A 26,296-nucleotide genomic window follows, 5' to 3' on the forward strand; every position below is an offset into this window, starting at 1 on the left:
TTGGAACACGGACTTCTTTAACTTCTTTGCCACCACCTGAAACATTAGTTACGACAACATCAAAGCCGTTAGAAGTTTGGTTGGTAATCGTCAATTTTCCTGTTACTTGAGATTCAGGAACTGTGGCTGTAGTTTCGGTAATATAAGTTCGTTTACCATCCAACATATAGTAAAGATGTACAGAATAGGTACCAGCATCACCCTTATGGCTAGCTGTGTCTACATGAACCTTATAGCTACCGTCTGATTGTTTGTCGGCATGATACCAAGTAAGGTCGTCTTGGCCATTCTTATCTGACCAGATTGGAACACGGACTTCTTTAACTTCTTTGCCACCGCCTGAAACATTAGTTACGACAACATCAAAGCCATTAGACGTTTGGTTGCTGATGGTCAATTTCCCTGTCACTTGAGATTCAGTAGATTGAGGGACTGTAGCTGTAGTTTCTGTGATATAGGTTCTCTTACCATTCAACATATAGTAAAGATGTACAGAATAAGTACCAACATCGCCCTTATGGCTGGCTGTATCTACATGAACCTTGTAGCTACCGTCTGATTGTTTATCAGCATGATACCAAGTGAGATCGTCTTGGCCATTCTTATCTGACCAGATTGGAACACGGACTTCTTTAACTTCTTTGCCACCGCCTGAAACATTAGTTACGACAACATCAAAGCCATTAGACGTTTGGTTGCTGATGGTCAATTTCCCTGTCACTTGAGATTCAGGAACTGTGGCTGTAGTTTCGGTAATATAAGTTCGTTTACCATCCAACATATAGTAAAGATGTACAGAATAGGTACCAGCATCGCCCTTGTGGCTGGCTTTATCTACATGAACCTTATAGCTACCGTCTGATTGTTTATCGGCATGATACCAAGTAAGGTCGTCTTGACCATCTTTATTTGACCAGATTGGGACACGGACTTCCTGAACTGTCTTGCCACCACCTGAAACATTGGTTACGACAACATCAAATCCATTAGAGGTTTGGTTGTTGATGGTAAGGTTACCAGAAACACGGTTTTCTTGTGGTTTAGACTCAGTAGCTTTCAAGGTAGCAATATCCACATAACGACGTGTACCACTGTAGCTAATATAAGAAATCCATTGGTGGTTATCCGCAGTCAAGACCTTGTCATAGTTCACTTTGTAGCCTTTTTCCAAGGTATAAAGTGTTTCTGCAGAAGCCTTAGGTTCATTTTTAACATTCAAGCTACGTGTCACATTATAAGTACCACTTGCTGGAAGCTTTTCAGCACCAGTAACTTCTGGTTTTGCTTGATTAGTTTCTGTTGGTTTAACAGTTGGTGTTTCAGCTTTTGCAGGTGTCAAAGTCGCAATATCTGCATAGTAGCGAACATAATCATAACCAAGGTAAGAAATCCATTGGTGATTATCAGCTGTCAAAACTTTATCATAGATGACATGGTCACCCTTACCGAAAACAAAAGTAGGTTTGAGGTCTGCTTTTGGTTCCTTCTTAATATCTGTGTCACGTGTAAAGTAGTAAGTTCCTGTCGCTGGGATATCCAAAGCACCTGTTGTGGCTTGAGCACCACTAGAAGGTTTGCCATCCCCATTACCACTATTACCGTTACCACTACCAGCTGCCACTGGTTTCACTGGCGCATAACGACGCACACCAGAGTATGATTTGTAGCTAATCCATTGGTAGCCATCAGATGTCACGACTTGATCGTAAAGGACGCTATCCCCTGGATTTACATAAAATTCAGCCTTGGCAGATACCTTAGGTTGATTCTTAACCTCTGTACGTTCCTTGTAGACATAAGTTCCTTGGTTTGGAAGGTCGCTGTCTGTGCTTGTAGCTGGTTGGCTTGCCAAACTAGTATTGACAGCTGCTCTCGTTAAGGCAGATACATCAAGGTTAGTGGCTGTTTCAGATGAAGCATTTGTGTTCCTTGTCGCTTCTGAGCTAGCAGTTGTTGATTCAGAAATTTTATCTGTTGCTTGTGAGGTACTAGCACTCACTTCACTTCTAGCCTCGCTAGTAGCAGTTTCACTAGCAGTTTGGCTAGTTGTTGAGACTTGGCTAGCTTTCTCACTTGACGCTGCCCCATCGGTCGCTACACCACTGAAAATATCAGCTGCTGTCACAGCATCACTATCTGAGGTAGCACGCAAAGTGGCATCTGAAGGTGTTGAAACTTCATGATGCTCATCAGCCAAAGCTTGACCTACAAAGACCAAACTAGCTCCTAAAAGGACTGATGCTGCCCCAAATGAATATTTACGAATGGAAAAACGTTGTTGTTCGTGTAAAAATTTTTCTCGTTTCATATCAATTATTCTCTCTATTGAATTGATGTTACTGTTTGATTGTAACACTCGGCGACAAATATTACAAGTATTTTACAGAATATTACTAAATATTTCTCACTTGTCCATTAGTATACCAAATTTATTTGACTTGTTCACACCTAAATCATAAACTGTCCATTTTTTGTCATAATCGAAAGCCGAAGCAAGCCATACTTATTTATTCGTAATTTTATTAAGAAAAGGAGAGTGATACATAAAAAACATGATAACTTTATGCGAGTTATCATGTTTTCTTTTTAATCATTTATCAATGTCCTACATCTGAATATGAAATATAATAACGTTGGCCATTCTTAACAAAACTATACCAGTTTCCATCAGGTAAAATTTCATATTTATCCCAGTCAACATCTCCGGCAGGAAGTGTAGAAACTGCTCCGCTATCTTTATCTGGAGCAGCATAAACAGGTGTTTCCTCATCAAGTGTCAATGTTCCAGAAGTTGCTGTCCATGCACCTCGACCACCTTCAACTCCTCCCACTTGAGAAGCTGGTGTTGTAGATTCAGCCACTTGTCCACCATCTGTAGTTCCTGCTTGAGCTTGAGAAGAAGCTTTAGGTGCTACTGCTGAGGCCTGATTGTCATTTTCTTCATTTGAAACTTCTGAAGTTGATGATTGAGCTGATTTCTTATCCTTCTTAACAACTTTACTTGAGCTTGAAGATGATTTTTTGACCGTCTTGGCTGGGCTACTACTTATGCTAACACGCGCAGATTCATGACTATTAAACTTAGTCACTAAGAAGACAGCAAGGATAACTACAATTAGAGCTAATAGAATACCAATAAGTTTACTTGTATTTTTCATGAGTGAGATTCCTTTTCTGATAATTTACGAGGTTATTATAATATATAGAAAGCTAAATTTTTCATTGAAGTCATAAAAGGTCGTTTTTTCGTCATAATCAGAAAATAACATTTTAAAACAAAAATACTATATACATCAAACTGCCATGTTTTTTGGAACAAGCATCTTAGCAACAATCTCTTTTTGTTTAGCTTTTGAAACCAAGCATGACTCACCGTTTTCAAAATAAATAACACCTAATTCTTTGTCCAATCTCACAATGTTTTCGGGATTTACAACAAATGATTTATGACATTTATATAGTCTGCAATCTTGTTTCACAATTTTTGACAATTGACCATAGAACTCAATTTGCTCTTCTGTTGTATGAAGAATCACCTTATGAACTGTTGGAGATGTTTCAAAATAGAGTATCTTATGAAAAGGAACTTGTATAGTTGCATTCTTTGTATCTATAGTAAAAGCACACTCTATTTGGCTCAGACCATTTTTAGAAAGTGCTAATCCAATATCAGAAATAATCCTATCTTCATATTCAATATCAGGCAAATTCTTGTCAATAAAATCAAGTGCAGCTAAGCGATACTGAAAGGTTGATGGTAGGAGTTCGGGATGTGCTGTGATGAAAACAATACTAGCATAAGGATCTCGCTCACGTATCTGTTGAGCAACCAATATTCCCCCTTCGATATCACTATCAGTTGCAATATCTAGAAAAAACAGTAAGTGCGAACCCCTTTCCGTAATACACTCTAATAATTGATTGGGTTTATCGTATAAATCGACCTTCCCAATTCTTAAAATATATATTTGTTTAGACTTGTGGATAGCATCCTCAAGACGAGCTTGTTGAAAATAATCTTCTTCTAAAACAAAAATATCTAACATAATTGAACACCTCTAATTACAACATCCTTATTCTATAACTTAAGATGCTAGTTACTCATAGAACTAATCCTATATTTTCACCTTGATTTTACAACTTTCTCTAATTTACAGCAAATGCTTCTAAAACATATTGAACAATATATTGATTCAACTCTTGAAACTAAAAAAACACCACCCTCAAAAGAGAGTGATGTTAAAACTCTTAAGAAATATCTACATAGCGTCTTGCACCGCTATAGGTTACATAAGACAACCATGTGTGTCCATCAGCTGTAAGGACCTTGTCATATCGAACGGACATGCCTTTATCATAGTAGGCTAACTCTGGACTTGCAACACTTGGTTGAGCCTTGATAGAGCTAGGTTTGGTAAAGGTATAAGTACCAGTCGCAGCTAGGCTTGGACTTGCTGGTTGAGCAACTGCTGTTGCCTTACCATCAATGGCAATGTAACGACGGTTTCCTCCATGGCTAACATAAGAGAGCCATGTATGACCATCTGCAGTCACCAATCTGTCATAGTTAACGAACATACCAGCATCATAGTAGGCCAACTCTGGACTAGCTACACTTGGTTCTGCTTTAATGCTAGAGCGTTCTTTGAAAGTATAGGTACCAGATGATGGTGTGCTTGGTTGAACAGGTTGTTCTACAGGTTTAGTCACACTCGTTGGTGCGATAGCCACATAGAAACGATGTCCTGAATAGCTGAGGTAAGAAAGCCATGTATAGCCGTCATTATTGACAACCTTGTCATAGTTGACTGACATGCCTGAATCATAGTAGCTAACATCTGGGTTGGCTACCAAAGGTTGAGTCTTGATACCAGTTCGAGCGGTAAAGGTGTATGAACCTGAAGCTGGAAGGTTGTGGCGGGTTGCATTTTGAACTGGAACAGTTGTGCTAGTGCCACCGATACCTACCATTTTACCATCTTGAACATAGTAGAGATGAACAATGTATTCGCCTGCTTCGGCCTTATGGTCGCTAACATTGATGCGAACCTTGTAGCTACCATCACTTTGTCTGTCAGCTTGGTGCCATACAAGATCATCTTGGCCGTCTTTAGTTGTCCAAACTGGAACACTCACACCTTGGATAGCCTTGTCACCACCAGAAACATTAGTGATATGAACGTCGAAACCAAGGTTAGAGAGATTTTCAATATTGATAGTGCCACTTGGTTTGCTTTCTTGTTGAGCAAGTTTAGCCACGGCAACATAACGGCGGTTGCCATTGTAGCTGAGGTAAGAAAGCCATTGGTAACCATCACCACTGACAATCTTGTCGTAGTTAACTGACATACCAGCATCGTAGTAGGCCAACTCTGGGCTTGCTACACGAGGTTCTGCCTTAATGCTAGAGCGTTCTTTGAAAGTATAAGTCCCTGAGTCAGGAAGGCTATAACTAGTTGTTGTATGAGTTTCTTCAACCTTAGCAGGAACTGTGTAAGTTGTGCCGCCCACACCAACTAATTTACCATTAGTTTCAACATAGTAAAGATGAACATTGTAGAGACCACGTTCATTCTTGTGATCACTCAGACTAACGTTAACCTTGTAGTTACCGTTGTTAAGACGAGTCGCATTGTACCAGATGATATCATCTTGTCCATTCTTTTCAGACCAGATTGGAACAGATACCCCGAGGACACCGTTTTGATCTGAAACATTACTGATAACTACACTAAAATCACCATTGTCATGACTTTCAATAGCGATATCGCCTCTTGGTTTAGCTACAGCCTCTGCAGCAGCACCTAGGTCAACGTAACGACGAGTACCATTGTATGACACATAAGAAATCCAACGATGGTTGTCAGCAAGCAAAGATCTATCGTAGTTGACTGACATGCCTGGATCAAAATTGAACTCAGTCTTGGCAGTCAAGCTAGGTTGGTTCTTCACATCTGCAGGTTTAGTAAAGTAATAAGTACCACGTTCAGGGATGACTTCATCTCTAGTTGCTTCAGTGGTGCTATTAGTGTTTTCAGCCTTCAATGCTGCGATATCAGCGTAGTAGCGTTCATAGTCGTAGCCAATGTAAGAAATCCATTGATGATTGTCTCTCTTCAAGACCTTATCATAGATAACATGGTCACCTGCACTAAAGACAAAGGTAGGTTTGATATCCATGATAGGCGCTGTACGAATTTCAGTTGTGCGACGGAAATAAAAAGTACCGTTTGATGGGATATCAAGAGAACCATCAGCAGTCACTGGACCATCTACACCAGGTTGACGTGTTTCGACAGCTTCACGGTCAGTACCTCTAACTTCTGCTACTTCTGAAGTTTCGGAACGGTTAGTCTCACTTGCTGCTTCAGAGCTAGCTACTGATGACACTTCAGAACGTGGACTAGCCACTTCTGATCTAGAAACAGTAGCAACAGCAGATGCAGAATGAGCAACCTCTGCCGGTACTTCCAAAGAAGCAGCCTCGCTAGCTACTACACTACTAGCTTCAGAAGAAGCAACTTCACTGCTGGCAAGCTTAGGTCTTGGCGCTTCAGATCTTGAAGCTGGTTGATTGAGGACATCGGTAACAGCTTCTGAAGTTGCCTGGTCGATTTGAAGTGGTTCAGAATTATTTACAAAAACTTCATAGTCCTTGTTGGAATTTACGCTATTGGCTTGTTCCTGAGCCAAAGCATGTCCACCAAGCATCAAGCTCGCACCAATTAAGACTGATGCAGCTCCAAAAGAATATTTACGTATTGAGTAACGTTGACGTTCCTTAAAAACATATGCCTTTCTCATTTTGATCACTCTCACTTTCTAGGCTGTTTGATAAAAATTGGAACCGTTTTCATACTTCTATTATACCCCTTTGAAATTTTTTTTACAATTATTTCAATATTATTACTAAACTTTTTTAAAGAAAAAAAGATAGGATTTTCATCCTACCTTTTCAAGTTTCTTTTATTGTATCACATCTTAAAGCTGTTCTGCTACTGCTGAAAGAAGATCTTGGATACCATTGGCATCGCTACCACCGGCCATGGCCATATCTGGTTTACCACCACCACGACCTGATACGATTGGTGCGAGAACCTTGATGACATTACCTGCGTGAACATCTTTAGACTTGCTTGCTACAAGGACATTAACTTTTTCGCCAATGTGAGCTGCAAGGACAAGGACGTCAGAGTAGTCTGCTTGTTTCCATTGGTCAGCAAAGGTACGAAGAGCACCTGCGTCAGAAACTTCCACTTGGCTAGCGATGTAACGAACACCGTTAGCTTCTTTAACGTCTTTGAAGACATCACCAGCTGCTGCAGCTGCTGCTTTTTCTTTAAGAGTAGCATTTTCTTTTTGAAGGGCATGCAACTGCTCTTGAAGGCTAGCAACCTTGTTAGGTACTTCTTTCAATTGTGGTGCCTTAAGTGTTGCTGCGATTGCTTTAAGGGCATCTTCTTCTTCACGGTAAGCAAGGTAAGCTTCACGTGATGTCACTGCCAAGATACGACGTGTTCCTGAACCGATACCTTCTTCTTTGACAATCTTGAACATACCGATTTCGGCAGTGTTGGCAACGTGCGTACCACCACAAAGCTCAACAGAGTAATCACCGATTGAAACGACACGAACATTCTTACCATATTTTTCACCAAAGAGGGCCATAGCTCCCATTGATTTAGCAGTGTCAATGTCTGTTTCAATAGTTGTTACTGGAGTGGCTTTCCAGATTTCTTCGTTGACTTGTTCTTCGATAGCACGCAATTCTTCTGGAGTTACAGCCTCAAAGTGAGTGAAGTCGAAACGCAAGAATTCTTGTTCATTAAGAGAACCCGCTTGGACAGCATGATCACCAACGATATTATGAAGGGCAGCATGCAAGAGGTGAGTCGCTGTGTGGTTCTTCATAACACGGTGACGACGTGTGTGGTCAATTTCAAGTTTGTAGTTAGCACCTACAACAAGTTCACCTTCAACCTCAACAGTGTGAAGTGCTTGTCCATTTGGCGCACGTTGAACGTCAACAACACGCGCAACGACTGTACCAGCTGCATCTGAGATCGTACCGTGGTCTGCTACTTGTCCACCCATTTCAGCGTAGAATGGTGTTTGTTCAAAGACAAGGAGTGCTTGACCAGAGTTAACACTATCATGACGAGCATCATCAGCAACGATTACGCTCAAACGGCTTTCGGCAGTTTCAGCTTCATACAAGAACTCAGATGGTTCAGTGATATTAGCGAGGGTTTCATTTTGCATACCCATAGAACCACCTTTAACCACGCTAGCACGCGCACGTTCTTGTTGTTCTTTCATGGCAGCTTTGAAACCTTCATGGTCAATCTTGAATCCTTCATCTTCAGCCAACTCTTCTGTCAATTCCACTGGGAATCCATAAGTATCGTAAAGTTTAAAGATATCTTTACCTTCAAGCGTATCTTTACCAGATTTCTTAAGGCTAGCAAGAAGCTCGTCAAGCATGCTTGAACCTGCATCGATGGTACGTGCAAAAGTTTCTTCTTCACGTTTAACGATTTTTTCGATAAAGTCTTTCTTCTCAAGAACTTCTGGGTAATAGCTTTCCATGATTTGACCAACAGTTGGAACAAGTTTGTACAAGAAAGCATCAGAAATGCCGAGACGACGGCCGTGCATTACGGCACGACGGAGAAGACGACGAAGGACGTAACCACGACCTTCATTACCTGGAAGGGCACCATCACCAATGGCAAATGCCAATGAACGGATGTGGTCAGCGATGACCTTGAAGCTCATTGTGTCACCATCTGGATCGTAAGTTTTACCAGACATTTTTTCGATTTCACGAATGATAGGCATGAAGAGGTCTGTTTCAAAGTTTGTTTTAGCCCCTTGCATTACGGCTACAAGACGTTCAAGACCTGCGCCCGTATCAATGTTTTTATTAGGAAGTTCTTTATATTCTGAACGTGGAACAGCTGGATCTGCGTTGAATTGTGACAAAACGATGTTCCAAATTTCAATGTAACGGTCGTTTTCAATATCTTCTTCAAGCAAACGGATACCGATATTATCAGGGTCAAAGTCTTCACCACGGTCAAAGAAAATCTCAGTATCTGGTCCTGAAGGTCCAGCACCGATTTCCCAGAAGTTATCTTCAATTGGAATCAAATGACTTGGTTCAACACCGCAAGCAATCCAGCGGTTGTACGAATCTTTATCATCTGGATAGTAAGTCATGTAAAGTTTGTCTTTTGGAAAATCAAACCACTCTGGGCTTGTCAAAAGCTCATAACCCCATTCGATAGCTTCATCACGGAAGTAGTCACCAACTGAGAAGTTACCAAGCATTTCAAACATTGTGTGGTGACGAGCTGTCTTACCAACGTTTTCGATATCGTTGGTACGGATAGCCTTTTGTGAGTTGGTGATACGTGGATTTTCAGGAATCACAGAGCCATCAAAGTATTTCTTCAAAGTGGCAACCCCTGAGTTAATCCAAAGAAGGGTTGGATCGTTAACTGGAACCAAGTTAGCTGATGGTTCAACAGCGTGACCTTTTGATTTCCAGAAATCAAGCCACATTTGACGAATTTGTGCTGAAGTAAGTTGTTTCATTGTTTCTCCTTAAATAAATGTTTCTTATTTTGAGCTATTCTCGAGCATTTCCACATAGTCAATAGCAACACACAGGGAAATGGCCAAATCGGCGTAAGTATTTTCATAAACAGTAACAGTATAGGTCGATGTCAGATGGAAGAGCTCCTTTTGAATCCTAGCAACTACCTGATTTTGACTATTAAGTAGTTGAAAATCCAAGTCCCAAATATTACCCTCTATTCGCAAGCCAAGATTATCGACATCATACTTATCACGAAGAAGGGTTAATTTTTTTCGAATGTAAAAACTCGAACCATCCTGCAAGTCTACTGTAAACTTAGGCAAGAGACTAAGCGGCTCCTTGGTGATATGACTAATCTCACGACCATCCTCACCAAAAATTGTAAAGGTCTTTGGAATCTTGAAAAAGGATCCTTCAACCTGATAGGCAACTCTACCTTGATCATCCTTGATATCAAAGCGTTCGCCACCCAATCGAAACTTCTGTTTGACAAAATAGGTTTTCATACGCTACCTCCAATATTGTCATACATTTCATTCAGAAAATACCCAAAGAATAAAAGACAAGACCACTAAACGAAGGGCGACGTGAACCGCGGTACCACCTTCATTCAATGAACTTGTCATTCTTATTTGTCTTTAATTGTGAACTTTGAGTAGCAAGTAACCAGATTCGTCCATGGCTCGCAGCGACCGCCATTTTTCTGTATCAGAAGCGATGATTACCAATCTCAAAGGGAAGGCTAAAAATGTCATGATATTAGAACTTTCAGCCACTCTCCATTTTAACGTGTTTTAGGTCTTAGGTCAAGCTGATAATAGCATTATCAACTCTATCTTATGAATTATTTGCTAGAGCTTGATGATGAACTTGATGAAGCTCCAGAACCAGTCACATACTGGTCAAGAATTGCGCTAAAGGCCTTGTCTACAACTTTAACATTATATTTCTTAAGGACCTTAGCAATCACTGAGTTAGTGAAGTTAGTATCAGCTTTCTTACCATTGATGATAACCTTAGTCAAATCATCCTTATAGTTTTTCCAATCTGCATTTTTCTCAGATTTTGAAACAGTTTTGACGATGTAGTAAGTCGCAGCACCAGTTGAGCTGTTTGAAACAGTCACTACGTCAGAAACGGCATTAGCATCTTGTTTGAAGGCTGCTGTCAAAACATCTGCTGGGAAGTCTTGAGAAGCTGAGTTAACTGTCTTAGAAGTCACTTCCAAGCTGTTATCTTTAGCTACTTGTGAGAAATCTGCTCCTTCTGCCTTAGCTTCAGAGTCTACTTTATCTGCCACTGCTTTATCAGTAGTTGAAACCACTTGCACCTCTGTATTTGGTGTGTAGTTATCATAGGCAGCCTTGTAATTTGCTTCCGTCAAATCTTTCTGCGCGGCTTGGTTAACAGCATACTCAACCAATTTTTGTGTACGGATTTGATTACGGTATGACTCTTCTGTTTGACCATAGGCTGCAAGTACTTGTGAGAATTGATCTCCGTATTGTTCTGAAGCTTGCTTATAAGCTTTGTCAACGTCTTCTTTGCTGACTTTGCTACCATATTCTTTTTCAAGAGCCTTTTGCAAAGTTGCACTCAAAACACTTTGTTGTGTTTGGCTGCTACCTTTAAGTGAATCAAAAACATCACCAACAGTAACAGTATCACCTTTCATAGATACCAAAGTTGTTTCTTCAGTTGTTTTGTTACCTAGAGAAACATACATAGCACCTGCACCAACGAGAGCTGAAACAGCTACAAGGGCAAGACCTCCAAGGAAGCGACCACCTGAGCTTGGTTTACCAGCATCACGTGTCTTTTTAGTTTTAGCACGTTTAGCTTTTTCTTTCGCTTTTTCACTGGCGAGGGCGATGCTTTCCTCTTCTTCTTTTTGGCGATCAAGATGCTCTTGTTCTGCGTCTTTGTCTGCTACAACCTCTTCAACAGTTTCTTCTGTTGACTCAAGATTTTCATTTTCTTTAGCCATTCTATTTACTCCTTAAATTGTCAATATCTCTGCTATTATACCACACTTACTTAAATAATGCTTAATCTGGTAAGATAATATTTTCAGAATTTTTCCGAAGCATAAGAAGTCCGTCACTCATAGGGACCAAACTAGCAGTCAAACCAGGGTTATCTAAGGTCGCATCGAAAAGACGATGCAAGCCACGGTAAATCGTACGCTGACCACGACGAACTTCCATGATGTCTTTGGCAATGTCCCCACCTTGGAAGATATCATCAAAGACGATGACACCACCTACCTTGAGACGTTTTAGGATTTCAGGCAGAAAGGCGATATATTTAGACTTGGCTGAGTCCATAAAGACAAAATCATAATCAGTGTCCAAATCTTGCAAAACTTCTGCTGCATCTCCTTCGACCAAGGTAATTTGTTTGCGACTGTCATACTTGGCTAGATTTTCCTTGGCAAAGCCAATCATTTCTTCATTACGATCAACCGTCGTAATCTGAGCATCAGGTGCATACTCAGCCATAAGAAGGGCTGAAAATCCAATAGCTGTTCCTACCTCAAGGATTTTCTTAGGCTGCAAGGTCTGCAATAAAAATCGGAAATAAGCAACAACCTCGTGCTGGATAATTGGAATATTCTCCTTACGAGCAAAGGCCTCCAGTTCAGCCAAATGCCCTTTATTTTCCTGAAGATGCGTTCGCATGTAGTCCACGATATCCTTGTTGACTACAGGACGTCGCATGTTGTGATTTGCGTTTTTACTATATGATTTAACCATGTGTTTTATTATATAAAAAATCCCTAGCGAGTGCTAGAGATTTTTCTTATCTATAAATCAAATCGTCATCATTAGGCTACTTGACGTAACCCCCTCTTTTTCAAGAGGTAAGCAATGACCAAAGCCACCACGTAAAGAGCGATGAAAACAAGCAAGGTCATCTGGTATGATTTTGTCAATTCGTAGGTTACCGACAAGAGCATTGGCCCCACTAAGGCCGCCATCGCCCAGGCAGTCAAAATATAACCATGAAGGCTAGCCAACTCCTTTGCCCCAAAGATATCGCTAAGGTAGGGAGGAATCAAGGAGAATCCTGCCCCGTAGCAAGTCATCAGAACAGCCATCGCAACCACAAAGACAAGTGGCACTTGCAGGACAATTAGGAGGACGGCCATAACAATATTAACCACAAAGAGGAGAATAAAGGTCTTCGGACGCCCAATATAATCCGACAAGCCTGCCCACAGAAGGCGACCAAAACCATTAAAGATTCCCATAACACCTACAACAACCGCCGCTGATTCCGCTGACATCCCGACCATATCTTGAGCCATTGGAGAAATAGCAGAGACAAGGGCTAAGCCACATGAAATATTGATAAACAAGATAAGCCATAACCAGTAGAAAGTTGACGATTTCAGGGCCTCATTAGCCGTAACCCCTTTACTTAAATCAGCAGCTTGACGGTTTGGACTCTTGTCAGTCAACAGTTGTGCTTCCTCTACACTTGGTCGTTTAATGAATTGCGAGACAAAAAGCATAACAACAAAATAAACAACTCCCAAGATATAAAAGGTCTGCTCAACACCACGTGCCTGAATCAGATATTGAGCAATGGGACTGGTTAACAGCGAGGCAAAGCCAAAGCCCATAATGGCAAGGCCAGTCGCAAGGCCACGCTTATCAGGAAACCACTTAATAATAGTTGAAACAGGCGTAATATAACCCACACCCAGTCCTAGACCACCAAGAATACCATAACCAAGATAAAGCATCCACAGCTCTCCATGAGCAATGGCAACCCCTGTCAGAATATTTCCCCCAGCATAGAGAACAGCCGACATACTCCCAGTCACTCTAGGACCAAATTTTTCAACCAGACGCCCCATAAAAGCTGCAGAAAGACCAAGACAAAAGATAGCTAGTGAGAAGGCAAATGAAACTGAGGACTGATCCCAGCCAGTCTGGGCCATAATAGGATTACGGTAGATACTCCAAGCATAGGTAGACCCCAACATGAGATGGAGTAAGACACCACACGTTGCTACAAGATAACGATTGGTTGTTTTCACAAAAACCTACTTTCTGTTTCTGAACATTGTTAACTTATAAAATATAAAACGTTAGGTTTTTAGTCTATCATTAATATAAACTAGGGGCTATAAATATGCTCGCTAACTCATTTCCAAATCAATTAGAACTTATACTCTAGTAAACGTTCGTTTTTTAACATAAAAAGAATCATCCTGATTCAGAATGATTCTCTCTTATAGTGACTTCTTTTTACGAAAGGTGAACACCTTTTTCAACCAAGGCTTCCAATTCAACAAGACGGTCTTCAAAGACTTTAAAGGCCGCATCCAAGTAGTCGGTATTGGTCATATCAACCCCAGCTTTCTTGATGACTTCCAAAGGATAGTCTGAGCTTCCCGCCTTAAGGTAAGTAAGGTAAGCTTCCTTATCTTCTTCAGTACCATGAACAATTTTTTCAGCCAAGTAGCTTGCTGCCGCAAACCCTGTAGCGTATTGGTAGACATAGTAATTCATGTAGAAATGCGGAATACGTTCCCACTCAAACTGAATTTCGTAGTTATCTTCAGCTTTGAGATTATAGTATTTCTCATTGAGATCTGCGTAAAGCTTATTCATGAAGTCGGCTGTCAAGATTTGACCAGATGCATCTGCTTCATGGATAGCATGTTCAAACTCTGCAAATTGTGTTTGACGGAAGACAGTTCCCTTGAAACCATCCAAATAGTGGTTAAGAATAGCAAAACGTGTCTTGTCATCTTTGACCTCTTTAAGAAGCGTTTCTGTCAAGATATTTTCATTGGTTGTAGACGCAATTTCCGCCAAGAAGATTGGGTAATCTCCGTAAACATATGGTTGAGTCTGACGTGTGAACGTTGAATGCAAACTATGACCAGTCTCGTGAACCAAGGTAAAGAGATTGTCCAAAGTATCTTGCCAGTTCAAAAGCATGAAAGCATTGGTATCATAGGCACCACCTGAGTAAGCACCTGAACGTTTTCCTTTGTTAGGGTGAACGTCAATCCAACGTTCCGTAAAGGCTGCATGAACCCCTTTACTATACTCTTCACCAAAGATTGCCAAGACTTCTTCTGCTTTCTTGAGGGATTCTTCATAAGTAAGAGCAGTTTCAGTCTCAGAAAGTGGTGTATAGACATCATACATCTTAAGCTCGTCAAGCCCCAAGACCTTCTTACGCAAATCAAGGTAACGATGCAAAAGTGGCAAATGCTTGTTCACTGATTCCAAGAGTGAATCATAAACACTTTCTGGAATAAAGTTAGCTGCAAGTGCTGCATGACGTGCTGAATTATAGTGACGAACTTTGGCTTGGTAATTGTGAACCTTGACAACGCCTTGGAGTGTTTGTGCATAAGTATGTTGGAACTGCTCGTAGGTCCCATACATCGCTTCATAAGCTCCCTTACGAATGTCACGGTCCTTAGATTCCATGAGGGTGATAAAGTTACCATGTGTCAACTCAACCACATCCCCTTGACCATCTGATACCCATGGGAAGAGGATATCAGCATTATCCAAGACATTGAAGGTATCCGTTGGACCGTTGAAGATATCACCTGCTGCTGCCAAGAGCTCCTCAGCTTCTTGAGAAAGAACGTGGTCCTTGTTTGCCAAAAGGCGTTCGAAATAGTGGTCATAAAGTCCAAGACCTGGCTCTTGTTCTTTAAACTCAGCTAATTTCTTATCATCCAAGGCCATAAATTCAGGCTCAAAGTATGCAAAGGCTTCACTCAACTGTGAGTAAAGGTTTGAGGCCTTAGCTTGGTACTCTTGGTAAAGCCCTACTGTTGTGTCTTGGTCATTTTTCATTGACGCATAGACATAGATTTTCTCCAAGCGACGCATAAGGCTCATATAAAGTTCTGTTGCCTCAAGCAAGTTCTTAGCAGAATCTAAGAGATGACCTGCATAAGCACTAGCCTTCTTCAAATCCTGAACAGTGCTTTCATACTCAGTCTCCCAATCTGCATCTGTCGCAAAAATGGTCGTCAAATCCCATGTGTATTTCTCTTCTAAATGAGCACGATTGTCTGACATAATATTCTCCTTAATTGTATCTATTCTTTACTATTTTAGCATAAAAGGTGGGAGGGTAGAGAGTTTGTCGATAAGAAAAATGCCTTTTTCGATAATATTGCATAAAAAGCTTTTCAAAACCTTCAAGTGACTGTCTAATTTGTACAAAACCCTGCTTAGATTCTGGAAATCTCACTTGTGGAAAAAAATCCTGATCAGACAGGCATAACAAATTCATTCCCTTAAGATAGGCTTTTTCCTGCCTTCTCATCCACCTTGGATTTTTCCCAATTAATTCTCGTTGAATCACATGTGAGACCTTCTTTCGCTGAGTTACTTGATAAGTCTCAACCTGCTCTGCTTGATAAGGAAAACGTAAAACTGTCATGAGATTTTCGGTTAACGGCCAAGCCTTAGTTAAATAATAGACTTTCCCAAAAATATCCTCATAGATGAGATACTTAAGTCTAATTTCCTCACGCTTCCAATCAAGCTCCCATAGGTGAAATCCAATCTTAGCCGTAAAATAGAGAAAGTCCCGCTGTAGGTCTGTTAAACGTCCATTCAACCAGAGTTCCTCACCCAAAAGCCAACGCACTTCGTAACCTGCTTGGTGATAGGCACATGTCCTCTCTCTCAAACGTTGCTGAGATAACCGAGAACACTGAACTTCTAGAGCCAGGGAATCGCCAACAAATAAATCTGCAATTTGCCCCATCTCAGACAAAACCTTTTCAATACTTACTTTTTCACCATGATTAACCAAAGATTTATACAAAGCTGCCTTAAGGGATAAATGTTGAGCCGATTCATTCTCCGAGAAGAACTGACAATCTTGCAAAGACTTATGAGCAAAATGTGGACACATTACCTGGCCATGTTTCAGAAGGACAACTCCCTGGCAACCAGGACAGCTATAGGATTCCTTACGTTGCAAACTGGTTTCTAGAGCTGAAACGAGCTTCCCCTCCTGATTTTTTGCAATTAACATGACTCTCTCCTTTGTGCACTCTCTTACTTATTCGTAAAAGAATTCACAAAATAAAAAAACATCTAGATTACTCTAGATGCGTCCCCCATTCAAACTGAAACTTGCTCCCTGCTGTATGGAAACTTAGGTTTATAGGTGTATTGCTTACCTTGGGATACAAGTGCCGCTCAGTCCATTTGATCTCTTTTCAACAATCTCAATTCTTCAAGGAAAATCCCCCAATTTTCCTAGGAATCAGGATTTTGAAAACAGTTTCTATCCCACATAACCATTAAAAATAGCTAATGTAGCATAGACAGATGCTCTCACAAACATCTGGTCAAATTCCGTCACTGAAGCATCATCCCAATATGCTTATCACCCTTTTGTTCCGCAATCCCAATAAAAGCTTAATCCTTGAGTTGATAATGAGATAAAACAATTTTTAGACTTTTACAAGTTAAAGTCTTTATTTACTAACATTGAACCACCATTTCCCTAGGTGCAGTTCAATACCAACAAACGCAAAACCGTGTTGGTCCAAAATGGTTTCTAGTTAAGAGTATCTTGTGATTGATAGTCAGTCAATCTGAAGAACTTTCCCTCTAGCTTCTTTACGCAGAACGTCGCACTGCTTACAAGATACTATTTTCTAGAAGAGTATTGGCTAAAAATGCCACTCTCAAAACATACCACCTATCAGTCATTAGGTTTAGTCCACCTTCTGATAGGTATATTAGCAGTTACTGCTTTATTTTCTTTCCCTCTTCGCTTTTGACGATTAGTCTCTACCGATTCTGCTGTTTTTGAATCTGTCGTTTGCTCTACACGGATTAAAAATACCGCTAGCTCCCGCTACGATGATGCTGATGTTTTAAATCGATTAATCTAATTTTTTGCTGTTTAAATCTTCTCTTTTTTAAATCATCACAATGAAACATTGGAATTTGATAACTTAGAATTCCAGATTCCAAGCTAGTCCTTTTTGACTAGGGAGTCACCCTGCCAAAAAAACAAACTCTTCCTAACACAATCTATTATACTGTATTATAATTTTTTGTCAATTAATTTATTTCATATTTTTTGAAAATAATATTTACACCCTTATTTTACACATAGTTAACTATAGAGAAAAGCTTATAATATAGGCTTTAGTTGCGATTTTGAAAAAATTAGAAAATGTATATCTATTTTTCTTTTTTCAGTCTAAATCAAGTAATTCCAGTAAATGTCAGAAAATTTCATCTTTATTATTTCTGGTTAACTTGATTTTCCAAACTAAAAAAACTAGGAAATTTTCCTAGCTTTTTTATGTATTATCTTAGTGTTTACGTTTGTAAGTTGAGATACCGAACAAGGCCAAAGCTGATGTCACCATAGCTGCACCTGCTGCTGCAGAAGCTACTGTTGATTTTTCACCAGTAGCTGGAAGAGCTGGAGCTTCTTCTTTTACAGGTACTGATGTTGGTGTTACAGGTTTACCTGGTGTAGGTTCTGTTGGAGTTGTTGGTACTTGAGGTTTTGGTTTCTCAGTTGTTTCTTCAACAGATACAAAGTTTTTGTGGTAAGTAACTTTTGCTGAAACAGTGTTTGGAAGAACTGGTTTGTTTGGTTCTTCTGGCAATTCAGGAACAACTACTGTTGAGTTAGTTGCGAACCAGTAAGCAGTTGGAACGTTAAGGTTATTTCCGCTTACGATGAAGTCCATTGGTTCACCCTTGAAGATTGTTGCAGCAGCACCATAGTAGGCATTCTTCGTACGAGGTGTTCCGTCTGGGTTAATCGCATCCCAACCTTCATCTGTAACTTCACCAGTTGTTGGATCCACTGTTGGGTCACTGTTAAAGCGTGAACCGTTAGCCACAAATTCGTTATCGTTTGTTGCATAAGCATAACCATCTTCATGCAAAGTGATAGATGAACCAGGAATTTGAACGTATTCATTACCATTCAAACCAACTTTTTCAATGTGGTTTCCAAGCTCAGTGTTCCAGTGGTTAAGTGAAGAGATACTCAAAACTGATCCGTTCTTAGACAAATCAAGTGGTGTCACTGATGACTCAGAATCAAAGAAGTTCAAGTTCATCTTAACGTGAAGTTTTTTGTTAGTGTCGTCAGTTTGTGAACCAATGAAAAGTGTCTTAGTTGGATCGTGGTACAACTTAACAATGGCTGAACCATCTGTACTTGGTGTTTCTACCAAAGTGTAAGTTGCAACAATTTTCTTAACTGGAGTACCATTGAATGATGTTCCGTTTAGGTTGTTGTATGTTACAGTCAATGTTTGACCTGTAGCCATCTTCAACCATACATCTTCAGTGTATTCACCGTCAGCATTGATAGTGTATTGTGTACCGTTAGCTGCACTAAAGTCACTTGGAATGTAACGAGATGTGTTGAATTGTTCAAGGATTTCATCTACTGAGTGACCTGATTGGATTGTTTTATCCAAGTAGTCAACAGAACCTGCTGAGTTTTCAACAGTCATAGTAGCATCAGATTCTGTTTTATAGATCAAGCCAGTAGCATTTTCAGCCAAGCCTTTTGTCAAAAGACGAGCTGTTGTTCCACCAGTGTACTCTTTGTATGATTTTTCCCAAGCAGCATAAGCAAGAACGTCTTGGTAGTATTTATCCAATTGTGTCTTGTAATCTGCAAGTTTTTGTTTATATTCTGAAACCGCAGTTGTCAAAGCTGTTGTTTGAACTTTGTTGTCATTGTTAGCAGCTTCGACGCTAGTGTGTTTAACACCTGCTTCTTCTGTAGCTGTGAATCCCCCTGTTGCAACAACATTTGCTTTTGCAGATGTAAGAGCTGCATCAGCTTCTTCACGAGTCAATTTATTTTCAGAAACAACTGTATTTGAAGCTTCTTGAGCATCTTTAGCTGCTTGATCTTGGACAGCTTTAACATCAGCAGAATCTTTTGATGCTGCTGCAGTCGTTGTTGCAGCTTCAACAGCGTTATCGAAGTCAGGATTTGAAACTTCAGCAATAGCTTTAGTTGTTGTTTTTACAGTAGTATCTGTTTCAGTAGTAGTTTTTTCTTCTGTTCCAGGTACTGTAGTAACAACTGCTGCATCACCTGTTGTTTTAACAAGGTTAGCACTTGATTCTGCAGCCGTATTTGATACGGTTGCATCAGTATCAGTAGTTGCTGTTACATCTTTAGCTTCATCCGCAGCTGCTACGCTTGTAGCCGCGAGTCCTGCAAGCAATACGCTTGAATACAATGTTGTTTTAAATGGATTGACTTTCATTTACACTTTCTCCTTCTTGGTTAACATTTTATTAACCTATTTTCTTCACCGTTTAATATACTACCGTGATTTTCAAAATTTGGCAATAGCTTTCTGAAAAAAATATTATATATTTGCTACATGTTTTTAAAATTTGACACACTTTTGTTATAATTTAATCATTTCTTTACAATTAATTATAATTCGTAAGGATTTTACAGAGTTTTCACTTATTACTTTCTTACAGCCGTTCATTTTTTTCTCATAATAAACTGTTTCAACGATAGAATAGGCTTTCTATTAGAAGCAGGTCATCAAGAACCGGCCTCTTCATAACTAAAAATACATAAAAAACACCTTCAAGTCCTTGACTTTAGTCGTTTTTCGTCGTATGCTTGAAAAAAATGTTAAGAAAGTTGGGGGACTTTTCAATGACAAAAAAAGAAACTAGGACACTGATCCTTTTTGGGGTTAGTATTATTTTTGCGAACCTTGTACTTCGTTTGCTTCTTAAGCCACTGCCAGAGGAGATAGCCTTTCTCATAAAGACACTAGGCCTAGGGTGTGGCTACTATTTCCTAGTCCATAAGCGACTAGGATTAAAAATAAAATCAACTAAAAAGATCAGTTGGTCTGAAACCTTAAGTGTATGTTGGTTGGTTCTTTTAGCAGATTTCTTCTATCTTTCTGCGGGTGCTTTTGGTATCATTAAGGCACCTCACATGATAGGAACTGCCTTGACTATTGCCTTAGGGGCTGGTTTTTTCGAGGAATATGTTTCTCGCGGACTCTTCCTTAAAATCGCCTTCCAAGATGGTGTTAAATCTTCAAAACAGGTTTTAGGTGTCGTTCTCCTATCTGCCTTATCCTTTGGGTTGGCTCATCTTGTAAATCTCACTCATCAACCCTTGAATGCTACTCTGTTTCAGGTTTATTATGCGACAGCTATAGGTATATTCTATGCGGCTATTTACTTACGTACTGGTAGCCTGTGGTGGACTATTGTCCTGCACTGTTTGATTGATTTTGCTAGTGTACTTCTCTCACAATCAACACAGGCTGCTCCAGCTACAAGTGTCTGGAATTTCATTGTTTGGTTACCACTGATTGCTATAGGGCTCTTCCTCATTCGTCCTAAAAAACTGAAAGCCATTAGATATCTTAATGACTAATATTTAAAACTGCATCCTACAAGTTAGATTTTTAGTGTCTAGCCTGTGGATGCAGTTTTTCTTTTATCAGAACTATTTTCTTAGAGCTCAGCTCACTTTCCATTATTATTTCTAAAACGACTTAATCATAGAAATTTCATATCAGGTCTTCATCTATTCCTATCAGAATTTTGCTGATTTTAGACTTCTCATTTTGTTATAATATGACCTACAATCATATTTTTCAAAGGGGATGCTTATGAATTTTCAACAATGTCGCTATGTTCAGACTATCGCTGAAACAGGGTCTTTTAGTAAGGCTGCCAAAAAACTCTTTTTGACTCAGCCTAATCTCTCAGCATCCATCCGTGATTTAGAGGAAGAACTTGGAGTCCAACTCTTTGAGCGTTCCAATACAGGAGCCAAACTAACTGATGACGGTCATGATTTTCTCAAATACGCCAAACGTATTCTTGGAGAGTTAGATCTCCTAGAGGGACGCTACCGTAAATCATTCAAGAAATCATTCACTGTTGCCAGTCACCACTACGATTTCTTATCACTTCCCATGGCTCACATTGCCCAACGTTTTCGTAGTGACTATCAAGAATTTCAACTGATTGAAACAACGACTAGGAAGATTCTCAAAAGCGTTGAAAGCTTCGAAAGTGACCTGGGGATTATTTATCTAGATGAAGACAACGACCATATCCTAGAACGCAGTTTTCAACACATGGATCTGACTTTCACCCCACTTGGAGAGTTTGAAACTAAGATTTTCTTAGGTCGCCAACATCCTCTAGCTCACAAAAAATCCCTCAACCTCAAAGATTTAGAGGGATACCCACAGGTCCGCTTTCGTCAAGAAAGCTCTGGAATCCATTTTGACGAAGATCCTCTCGAGGTTCTGCCTGACCAACAAGTGATTTACAGTAATGACCGAGGTAGTGTCATGAATTTGCTCTGTGCCTCAGATAGTTACGCTTCTGGTCTCGGTATTGTTAATAGTTTCATTAAGGACCAAATTGTTTTACTTCCACTGAAGAACAGTCCAAAGCACACCTTGGGCTTTGTGACCAATAATAAACAGAAACAATCCGCAATTATTCAAGCATTTATCGAGGAAATTCAGGATAGCTTACTACCCCACCACTAAGGAGAAGAAAATGGAATTTCAAACACTTAATAATGGCATCAAAATACCTGTCCTTGGTTTTGGTGTCTGGCAAATTTTCGATCAAAAAGAATGTCAAAAAGCCGTTGAAGATGCTCTTTCTGTAGGCTATCGATTGATTGATACTGCTAGCCTTTATCGAAATGAGGAAGCCGTGGGACGTGCCATTAAGGCATCTGGTATCCCTCGCGAGGATATTTTCCTGACTAGTAAGGCCTGGATTAGCCAGCTAGGCTACGAAGATACCAAATTAGCCCTAAAAGAAACACTTCGCAAACTAGATACTGACTATCTTGATTTATATTTGATTCATCAACCTTTTGGCGACTTACATGGTGCCTGGCGTGCTATGATTGAGCTTAAGCATGAAGAACTTATTAGAGCCATTGGTGTTTCTAACTTCTCAACAGGGCGTTTGGCGGATTTTGCCTTGCAGACACCTGTCATTCCAGCAGTCAATCAAATCGAGTTGCATCCCTATAAACAACACAAACTGATCCAGAAAGCTGATAAGGAATTTGGCACCCTAACGCAAGCCTGGGCTCCTTTTCATAGAGGAGAGGATAGTATTTTTCAGGACCCAACTCTAACTGCTATTGCTGAAAAACATGGCAAGACAGTTGCCCAGGTCATCCTCAGATGGCAAACCCAACAAGGCATCTTGACCATTCCTAAGAGTACCCATATCGAACGGATGAAGGAAAACTTTAATAGCTTTGACTTCCACCTAGACCAAGTAGACCTTGACGCTATCAGTAAACTAGACCGATACCCAAATGCTTATGGACCTGATGAAAGTGTGGAACGCATTAAACATTTATTGAAATATAGTGTATAAAAAAACGAGTTCGACTGAACTCGTTTTCTTATACACTAGGTCCTCTTAAGACTTTCCTTAAGAGTAGATCATTCCGATTTTAAGGAAGCAAAACTTTCGAGCACTCAACAAAGATCTGTTTCAAGCGCTTTACTCACAACTGAAGATTAGTAAAAAACAGTTTCCCAATTCAAAAAATTGAAAAACTATTTTTTATGATATTTTACCCAATCACACTTCCGTTTGGAACCGATGGATCTACTGTCAAGACTGTGAGTTTGCCGTCATGTTCTGCGGAAAGAATCATACCTTGGCTGACATATTTCTTCATCATCTTACGTGGTTTGAGATTAGCCACGACTTGAAGTTTCTTACCGACCAATTCTTGTTCGTTTGGATAGAATTTAGCGATACCTGAGAGGATTTGACGATCTTCACCGTCACCAGCATCAAGACGGAAGCGAAGCAATTTGTCTGAACCTTCGACTTTTTCTACTTCTTTAACTTCAGCGACACGGATTTCAACCTTGTCAAAGTCGTCAAATTTAATTTGGTCTTTTTCAGACTTAAGTTCGACCTCTTCTGGGTTCCATTCTTTCTCTTGAGGTTTGCCTGCGTTCATTTGAGATTGGATGTAGGCAATTTCTTCATCCATATCAAGACGTGGGAAGATTGGTGTACCTTTTGAAACGACTGTCACATTCTCTGGGAAAGCTGAAAGTTCAAGATTTTCAAGGTCAAACGCTCCTGACAATCCGAGCTGTTCCATGATGGCATTTGAAGTGGTCATCATGAATGGTTGAATGAGGTGGGCAACCACACGAAGACTAGCAGCCAAGTGAGCCATAACAGCTGCCAATTGTTCCTTGTCACCATCTTCTTTTGCAAGGACCCATGGAGCTGTTTCATCAATATACTTATTGGTACGTGAAATGATATTCCAAACGGCGTCCAAGGCACGTGGGAAATCTACAGCGTTCATTTGTTTGTGGAACTCTTCGATATTTTCAGCCACAACCTTAGCCAAATCAGCATCAAAGTCTGTAACGTTCTCAACATAGGCAGGCACTTGACCACCGAAATACTTGTTAATCATGGCAACTGTACGGTTGAGGAGGTTTCCAAGGTCGTTAGCCAATTCGTAGTTAATACGAGCCACGTAGTCTTCTGGTGTGAAGGTGCCATCTGAACCGACTGGAAGACTACGCATGAGGTAGTAACGGAGTGGATCAAGACCAAAACGCTCTACCAACATTTCTGGATAAATCACGTTTCCTTTAGACTTAGACATCTTACCATCTTTCATGACGAACCAACCGTGGGCAACAAGACGTGTAGGCAATGGCAAATCAAGAGCCATAAGGATGATTGGCCAGTAGATTGAGTGGAAACGAAGGATATCCTTACCAATCATGTGGATGATTTCGTGGTTTTCATCATTTTGCCAGAATAAATCAAAGTTACCATGCTCATCCTGACCATAACCAAGGGCAGTGATATAGTTGATAAGAGCATCAATCCACACATAAACCACGTGTTTTGGATCTGATGGTACTTTTACTCCCCAGGTAAAGGTTGTACGTGACACAGCCAAGTCTTCCAAGCCTGGCTCGATGAAGTTTTTAAGCATTTCATTCATACGACCATCAGGTTGGATAAATTCTGGATGTTCTTTAAAGAAGGCAGTCAAACGGTCTGCGTAGTTACTAAGTTTAAAGAAATATGATTCTTCAGAAACAAGCTCTACTTCATGTCCTGATGGAGCTACCCCGCCAATGACATTACCTTCTTCATCACGGTAAACTTCTGCCAACTGACTTTCAGTGAAAAATTCTTCATCTGAAACTGAATACCATCCTGAGTATTCACCAAGGTAGATATCTCCTTGTTCCAAGAGACGCTCGAAAACTTGAGCAACAACTTTTTCATGGTAATCATCAGTCGTACGGATGAATTTATCGTATGAGATATCCAAAAGTTGCCAGAGGTCCTTAACACCAACAGCCATACCGTCCACATACTCTTGTGGTGTGATTCCTGCTTCTTCAGCCTTTTGTTGAATCTTTTGGCCGTGTTCATCAAGCCCAGTAAGGTAGAAGACATCATAGTTCATCATACGTTTGTAACGTGCCAAGACGTCACAAGCAATAGTTGTATAAGCAGAACCAATATGCAATTTACCAGATGGGTAGTAGATAGGTGTTGTGATGTAGAATGTTTTTGTCATTTTAATTTCCTTTCATATGTTAACAAATGGGCTAACACTGATGATATAACATCTTATTATAGCACGTTTTGGACACTAAAAAAACCAGCTAAGCTGGTTTTAAACATTACTAGTTTTGAAAGAGCTTTTTATCCGCTCTAACATCACGTTCATAGTCATAATCTAATTTCTTCACGTCATCCTCTGATAGGCGTTTGAAACTTCTTTCTTCTGTAAGTTTGCCTTTCTTATTATAAGTAGTGACAATCAATTTATTACCCTTAACCTTGTATCGAACGGTTTCTTCAAGAGATTCTTTGTAGGATTTAACGTAAATCTTTTTACTTTCATCGTTATCAGCCTGAGTTCGATATTCACTTATTTTGTATTGATTATCTACTGCCTGGTCAATGACTTTCGAATATTCAGATAGTGACATGTTTGGTTTAAGCGTTCTAGACCAAGCATCTGGACGGTATGCTTCGTCAGTATCATAGTCTGTAAAGTCAACCAGATTGTTCCCGCCAGCTAAGGTATAAAAATAAAATTTAACATTGTTACCTTTGACTTTAACAAAATCATGAGCCTCTAGGCCACTTTCCTTGAAAGATTCCATACCATCAACCATTTTCTTCTTATCTTTATGGTAAAAGCGATAAGTTTCAAGTAGATAGGTTCCTTCAGGTATTTTACCGCTTTGCAGGTGCATAAATGCATAGCCACCAAATGAAAGTGCCACTAGGACAATCGCCCCCACTACAGAAGCAATAATAATTTTAGCTTTCTTAGACAAGCCTGTCTTAGCAGGAGCAACTTGTGAAACGGCTTGTGTCACTTGGTCACTCAACTGAGCTTGCTGTGGATTAACACCCTCGTCCTTAGCCTCTTGAGAAATAAATTCCCCATTAGCTTTTGCTTGTTGGATTTCTTCCTCTGTCGGCTTACGATTATTGATTGTTTCGAAATAATCTAACCACTCTTTTTCGTTCATAAAAGTCCCCTTTTTCATTGATACTTCCATTCTAACAGAAAAAAGACTCCAAGGCTATTTGATTATTTCGGCTCTATAATTTCTGTAGTGGGTAAAACTAC

At 40.0% G+C, this 26,296-nt stretch carries 18 protein-coding genes; 3 read left to right on the forward strand and 15 right to left on the reverse strand.

From position 1 onward, the window contains the following. The 13 genes from HMPREF2607_RS03395 to HMPREF2607_RS03450 all read right to left on the reverse strand — a co-directional run. Positions 1-2,308, reverse strand: a 2,308-nt coding sequence (locus HMPREF2607_RS03395; RefSeq protein WP_148130145.1) for a GBS Bsp-like repeat-containing protein, incomplete at its 3' end; no start/stop codon positions are given. A gap of 289 nt (positions 2,309-2,597) precedes the next feature. Further along, the gene (locus HMPREF2607_RS03400; RefSeq protein WP_070475859.1) at positions 2,598-3,158 is read right to left on the reverse strand and encodes a transcriptional regulator; all 561 of its coding nucleotides are present in this window, start codon (positions 3,156-3,158) and stop codon (positions 2,598-2,600) included. A 135-nt stretch (positions 3,159-3,293) separates the two neighbouring features. Continuing rightward, positions 3,294-4,046 (reverse strand): response regulator transcription factor, encoded by a 753-nt coding sequence (locus tag HMPREF2607_RS03405; protein WP_070475862.1) that lies wholly within the window; start codon positions 4,044-4,046, stop codon positions 3,294-3,296. 202 nt (positions 4,047-4,248) lie between these two features. After that, a complete protein-coding gene (locus HMPREF2607_RS03410; protein WP_064520605.1) occupies positions 4,249-6,804 on the reverse strand; it encodes an SH3 domain-containing protein in 2,556 nt (851 codons plus the stop codon). A gap of 177 nt (positions 6,805-6,981) precedes the next feature. Next, positions 6,982-9,600 carry an alanine--tRNA ligase gene (gene alaS, locus HMPREF2607_RS03415; RefSeq protein WP_070475865.1) on the reverse strand — a complete coding sequence of 873 codons (2,619 nt, stop codon included), beginning with the start codon at positions 9,598-9,600 and terminating at the stop codon, positions 6,982-6,984. 24 nt (positions 9,601-9,624) lie between these two features. Continuing rightward, positions 9,625-10,110: an LURP-one-related/scramblase family protein gene (locus HMPREF2607_RS03420; protein ID WP_064520603.1), complete on the reverse strand. Its 486-nt coding sequence runs from the start codon at positions 10,108-10,110 to the stop codon at positions 9,625-9,627. A 132-nt stretch (positions 10,111-10,242) separates the two neighbouring features. Beyond that, positions 10,243-10,380, reverse strand: a complete 138-nt coding sequence (locus HMPREF2607_RS10470; protein WP_153300621.1) for a hypothetical protein — start codon at positions 10,378-10,380, stop codon at positions 10,243-10,245. A 68-nt stretch (positions 10,381-10,448) separates the two neighbouring features. Beyond that, positions 10,449-11,591, reverse strand: coding sequence for a peptidyl-prolyl cis-trans isomerase (locus tag HMPREF2607_RS03425; protein ID WP_037611991.1), 1,143 nt, complete (start codon positions 11,589-11,591; stop codon positions 10,449-10,451). Between the two features lie 61 nt (positions 11,592-11,652). Continuing rightward, entirely contained in the window at positions 11,653-12,360 is a 708-nt protein-coding gene (locus HMPREF2607_RS03430; RefSeq protein WP_070475868.1) for an O-methyltransferase, read from the reverse strand. Positions 12,361-12,431: 71 nt separating this feature from the next. After that, a complete protein-coding gene (locus tag HMPREF2607_RS03435; protein WP_070475871.1) occupies positions 12,432-13,652 on the reverse strand; it encodes an L-lactate MFS transporter in 1,221 nt (406 codons plus the stop codon). 211 nt (positions 13,653-13,863) lie between these two features. Further along, complete coding sequence (pepF, locus tag HMPREF2607_RS03440) at positions 13,864-15,669, reverse strand: oligoendopeptidase F (protein ID WP_037599540.1); 1,806 nt, start codon at positions 15,667-15,669, stop codon at positions 13,864-13,866. A gap of 10 nt (positions 15,670-15,679) precedes the next feature. Beyond that, a complete protein-coding gene (locus HMPREF2607_RS03445; RefSeq protein ID WP_070475875.1) occupies positions 15,680-16,639 on the reverse strand; it encodes a competence protein CoiA in 960 nt (319 codons plus the stop codon). Between the two features lie 1,300 nt (positions 16,640-17,939). Continuing rightward, a complete protein-coding gene (locus HMPREF2607_RS03450; RefSeq protein ID WP_070475879.1) occupies positions 17,940-19,877 on the reverse strand; it encodes a GbpC/Spa domain-containing protein in 1,938 nt (645 codons plus the stop codon). Positions 19,878-20,287: 410 nt separating this feature from the next. Here HMPREF2607_RS03450 and HMPREF2607_RS03455 point away from each other — a divergent pair, with 410 nt between their 5' ends. From HMPREF2607_RS03455 to HMPREF2607_RS03465, 3 genes are all read left to right on the forward strand, one after another. Continuing rightward, complete coding sequence (locus HMPREF2607_RS03455; protein WP_014633981.1) at positions 20,288-21,028, forward strand: CPBP family intramembrane glutamic endopeptidase; 741 nt, start codon at positions 20,288-20,290, stop codon at positions 21,026-21,028. Positions 21,029-21,266: 238 nt separating this feature from the next. After that, positions 21,267-22,163 (forward strand): LysR family transcriptional regulator, encoded by an 897-nt coding sequence (locus HMPREF2607_RS03460; protein ID WP_002885507.1) that lies wholly within the window; start codon positions 21,267-21,269, stop codon positions 22,161-22,163. 10 nt (positions 22,164-22,173) lie between these two features. After that, positions 22,174-23,019, forward strand: coding sequence for an aldo/keto reductase (locus HMPREF2607_RS03465; protein ID WP_002885489.1), 846 nt, complete (start codon positions 22,174-22,176; stop codon positions 23,017-23,019). A gap of 202 nt (positions 23,020-23,221) precedes the next feature. Here HMPREF2607_RS03465 and metG read toward each other — a convergent pair whose 3' ends face one another. Both metG and HMPREF2607_RS03475 read right to left on the reverse strand, forming a co-directional pair. Next, positions 23,222-25,225, reverse strand: a complete 2,004-nt coding sequence (gene metG, locus HMPREF2607_RS03470; RefSeq protein WP_002885480.1) for a methionine--tRNA ligase — start codon at positions 25,223-25,225, stop codon at positions 23,222-23,224. A gap of 109 nt (positions 25,226-25,334) precedes the next feature. After that, entirely contained in the window at positions 25,335-26,213 is an 879-nt protein-coding gene (locus HMPREF2607_RS03475) for a hypothetical protein (RefSeq protein WP_002885540.1), read from the reverse strand. Positions 26,214-26,296: the final 83 nt, after the last annotated feature.

Source organism: Streptococcus sp. HMSC078H03 (assembly GCF_001808655.1).
In the GTDB taxonomy this organism is placed as follows: domain Bacteria; phylum Bacillota; class Bacilli; order Lactobacillales; family Streptococcaceae; genus Streptococcus; species Streptococcus salivarius_G.

Bases quoted from the DNA above. Each gene is read 5' to 3' on its own strand.
- HMPREF2607_RS03460 (WP_002885507.1), top strand. From the start codon at position 21,267: ATGAATTTTCAACAATGTCGCTATGTTCAGACTATCGCTGAAACAGGG.
- HMPREF2607_RS03465 (WP_002885489.1), top strand. From the start codon at position 22,174: ATGGAATTTCAAACACTTAATAATGGCATCAAAATACCTGTCCTTGGT.
- HMPREF2607_RS03425 (WP_037611991.1), bottom strand. From the start codon at position 11,591: ATGGCTAAAGAAAATGAAAATCTTGAGTCAACAGAAGAAACTGTTGAA.
- metG (WP_002885480.1), bottom strand. From the start codon at position 25,225: ATGACAAAAACATTCTACATCACAACACCTATCTACTACCCATCTGGT.
- HMPREF2607_RS03455 (WP_014633981.1), top strand. From the start codon at position 20,288: ATGACAAAAAAAGAAACTAGGACACTGATCCTTTTTGGGGTTAGTATT.
- HMPREF2607_RS03420 (WP_064520603.1), bottom strand. From the start codon at position 10,110: ATGAAAACCTATTTTGTCAAACAGAAGTTTCGATTGGGTGGCGAACGC.
- alaS (WP_070475865.1), bottom strand. From the start codon at position 9,600: ATGAAACAACTTACTTCAGCACAAATTCGTCAAATGTGGCTTGATTTC.
- HMPREF2607_RS03450 (WP_070475879.1), bottom strand. From the start codon at position 19,877: ATGAAAGTCAATCCATTTAAAACAACATTGTATTCAAGCGTATTGCTT.
- HMPREF2607_RS03410 (WP_064520605.1), bottom strand. From the start codon at position 6,804: ATGAGAAAGGCATATGTTTTTAAGGAACGTCAACGTTACTCAATACGT.
- HMPREF2607_RS03475 (WP_002885540.1), bottom strand. From the start codon at position 26,213: ATGAAAAAGGGGACTTTTATGAACGAAAAAGAGTGGTTAGATTATTTC.
- HMPREF2607_RS03405 (WP_070475862.1), bottom strand. From the start codon at position 4,046: ATGTTAGATATTTTTGTTTTAGAAGAAGATTATTTTCAACAAGCTCGT.
- HMPREF2607_RS03445 (WP_070475875.1), bottom strand. From the start codon at position 16,639: ATGTTAATTGCAAAAAATCAGGAGGGGAAGCTCGTTTCAGCTCTAGAA.
- HMPREF2607_RS03400 (WP_070475859.1), bottom strand. From the start codon at position 3,158: ATGAAAAATACAAGTAAACTTATTGGTATTCTATTAGCTCTAATTGTA.
- HMPREF2607_RS03430 (WP_070475868.1), bottom strand. From the start codon at position 12,360: ATGGTTAAATCATATAGTAAAAACGCAAATCACAACATGCGACGTCCT.
- pepF (WP_037599540.1), bottom strand. From the start codon at position 15,669: ATGTCAGACAATCGTGCTCATTTAGAAGAGAAATACACATGGGATTTG.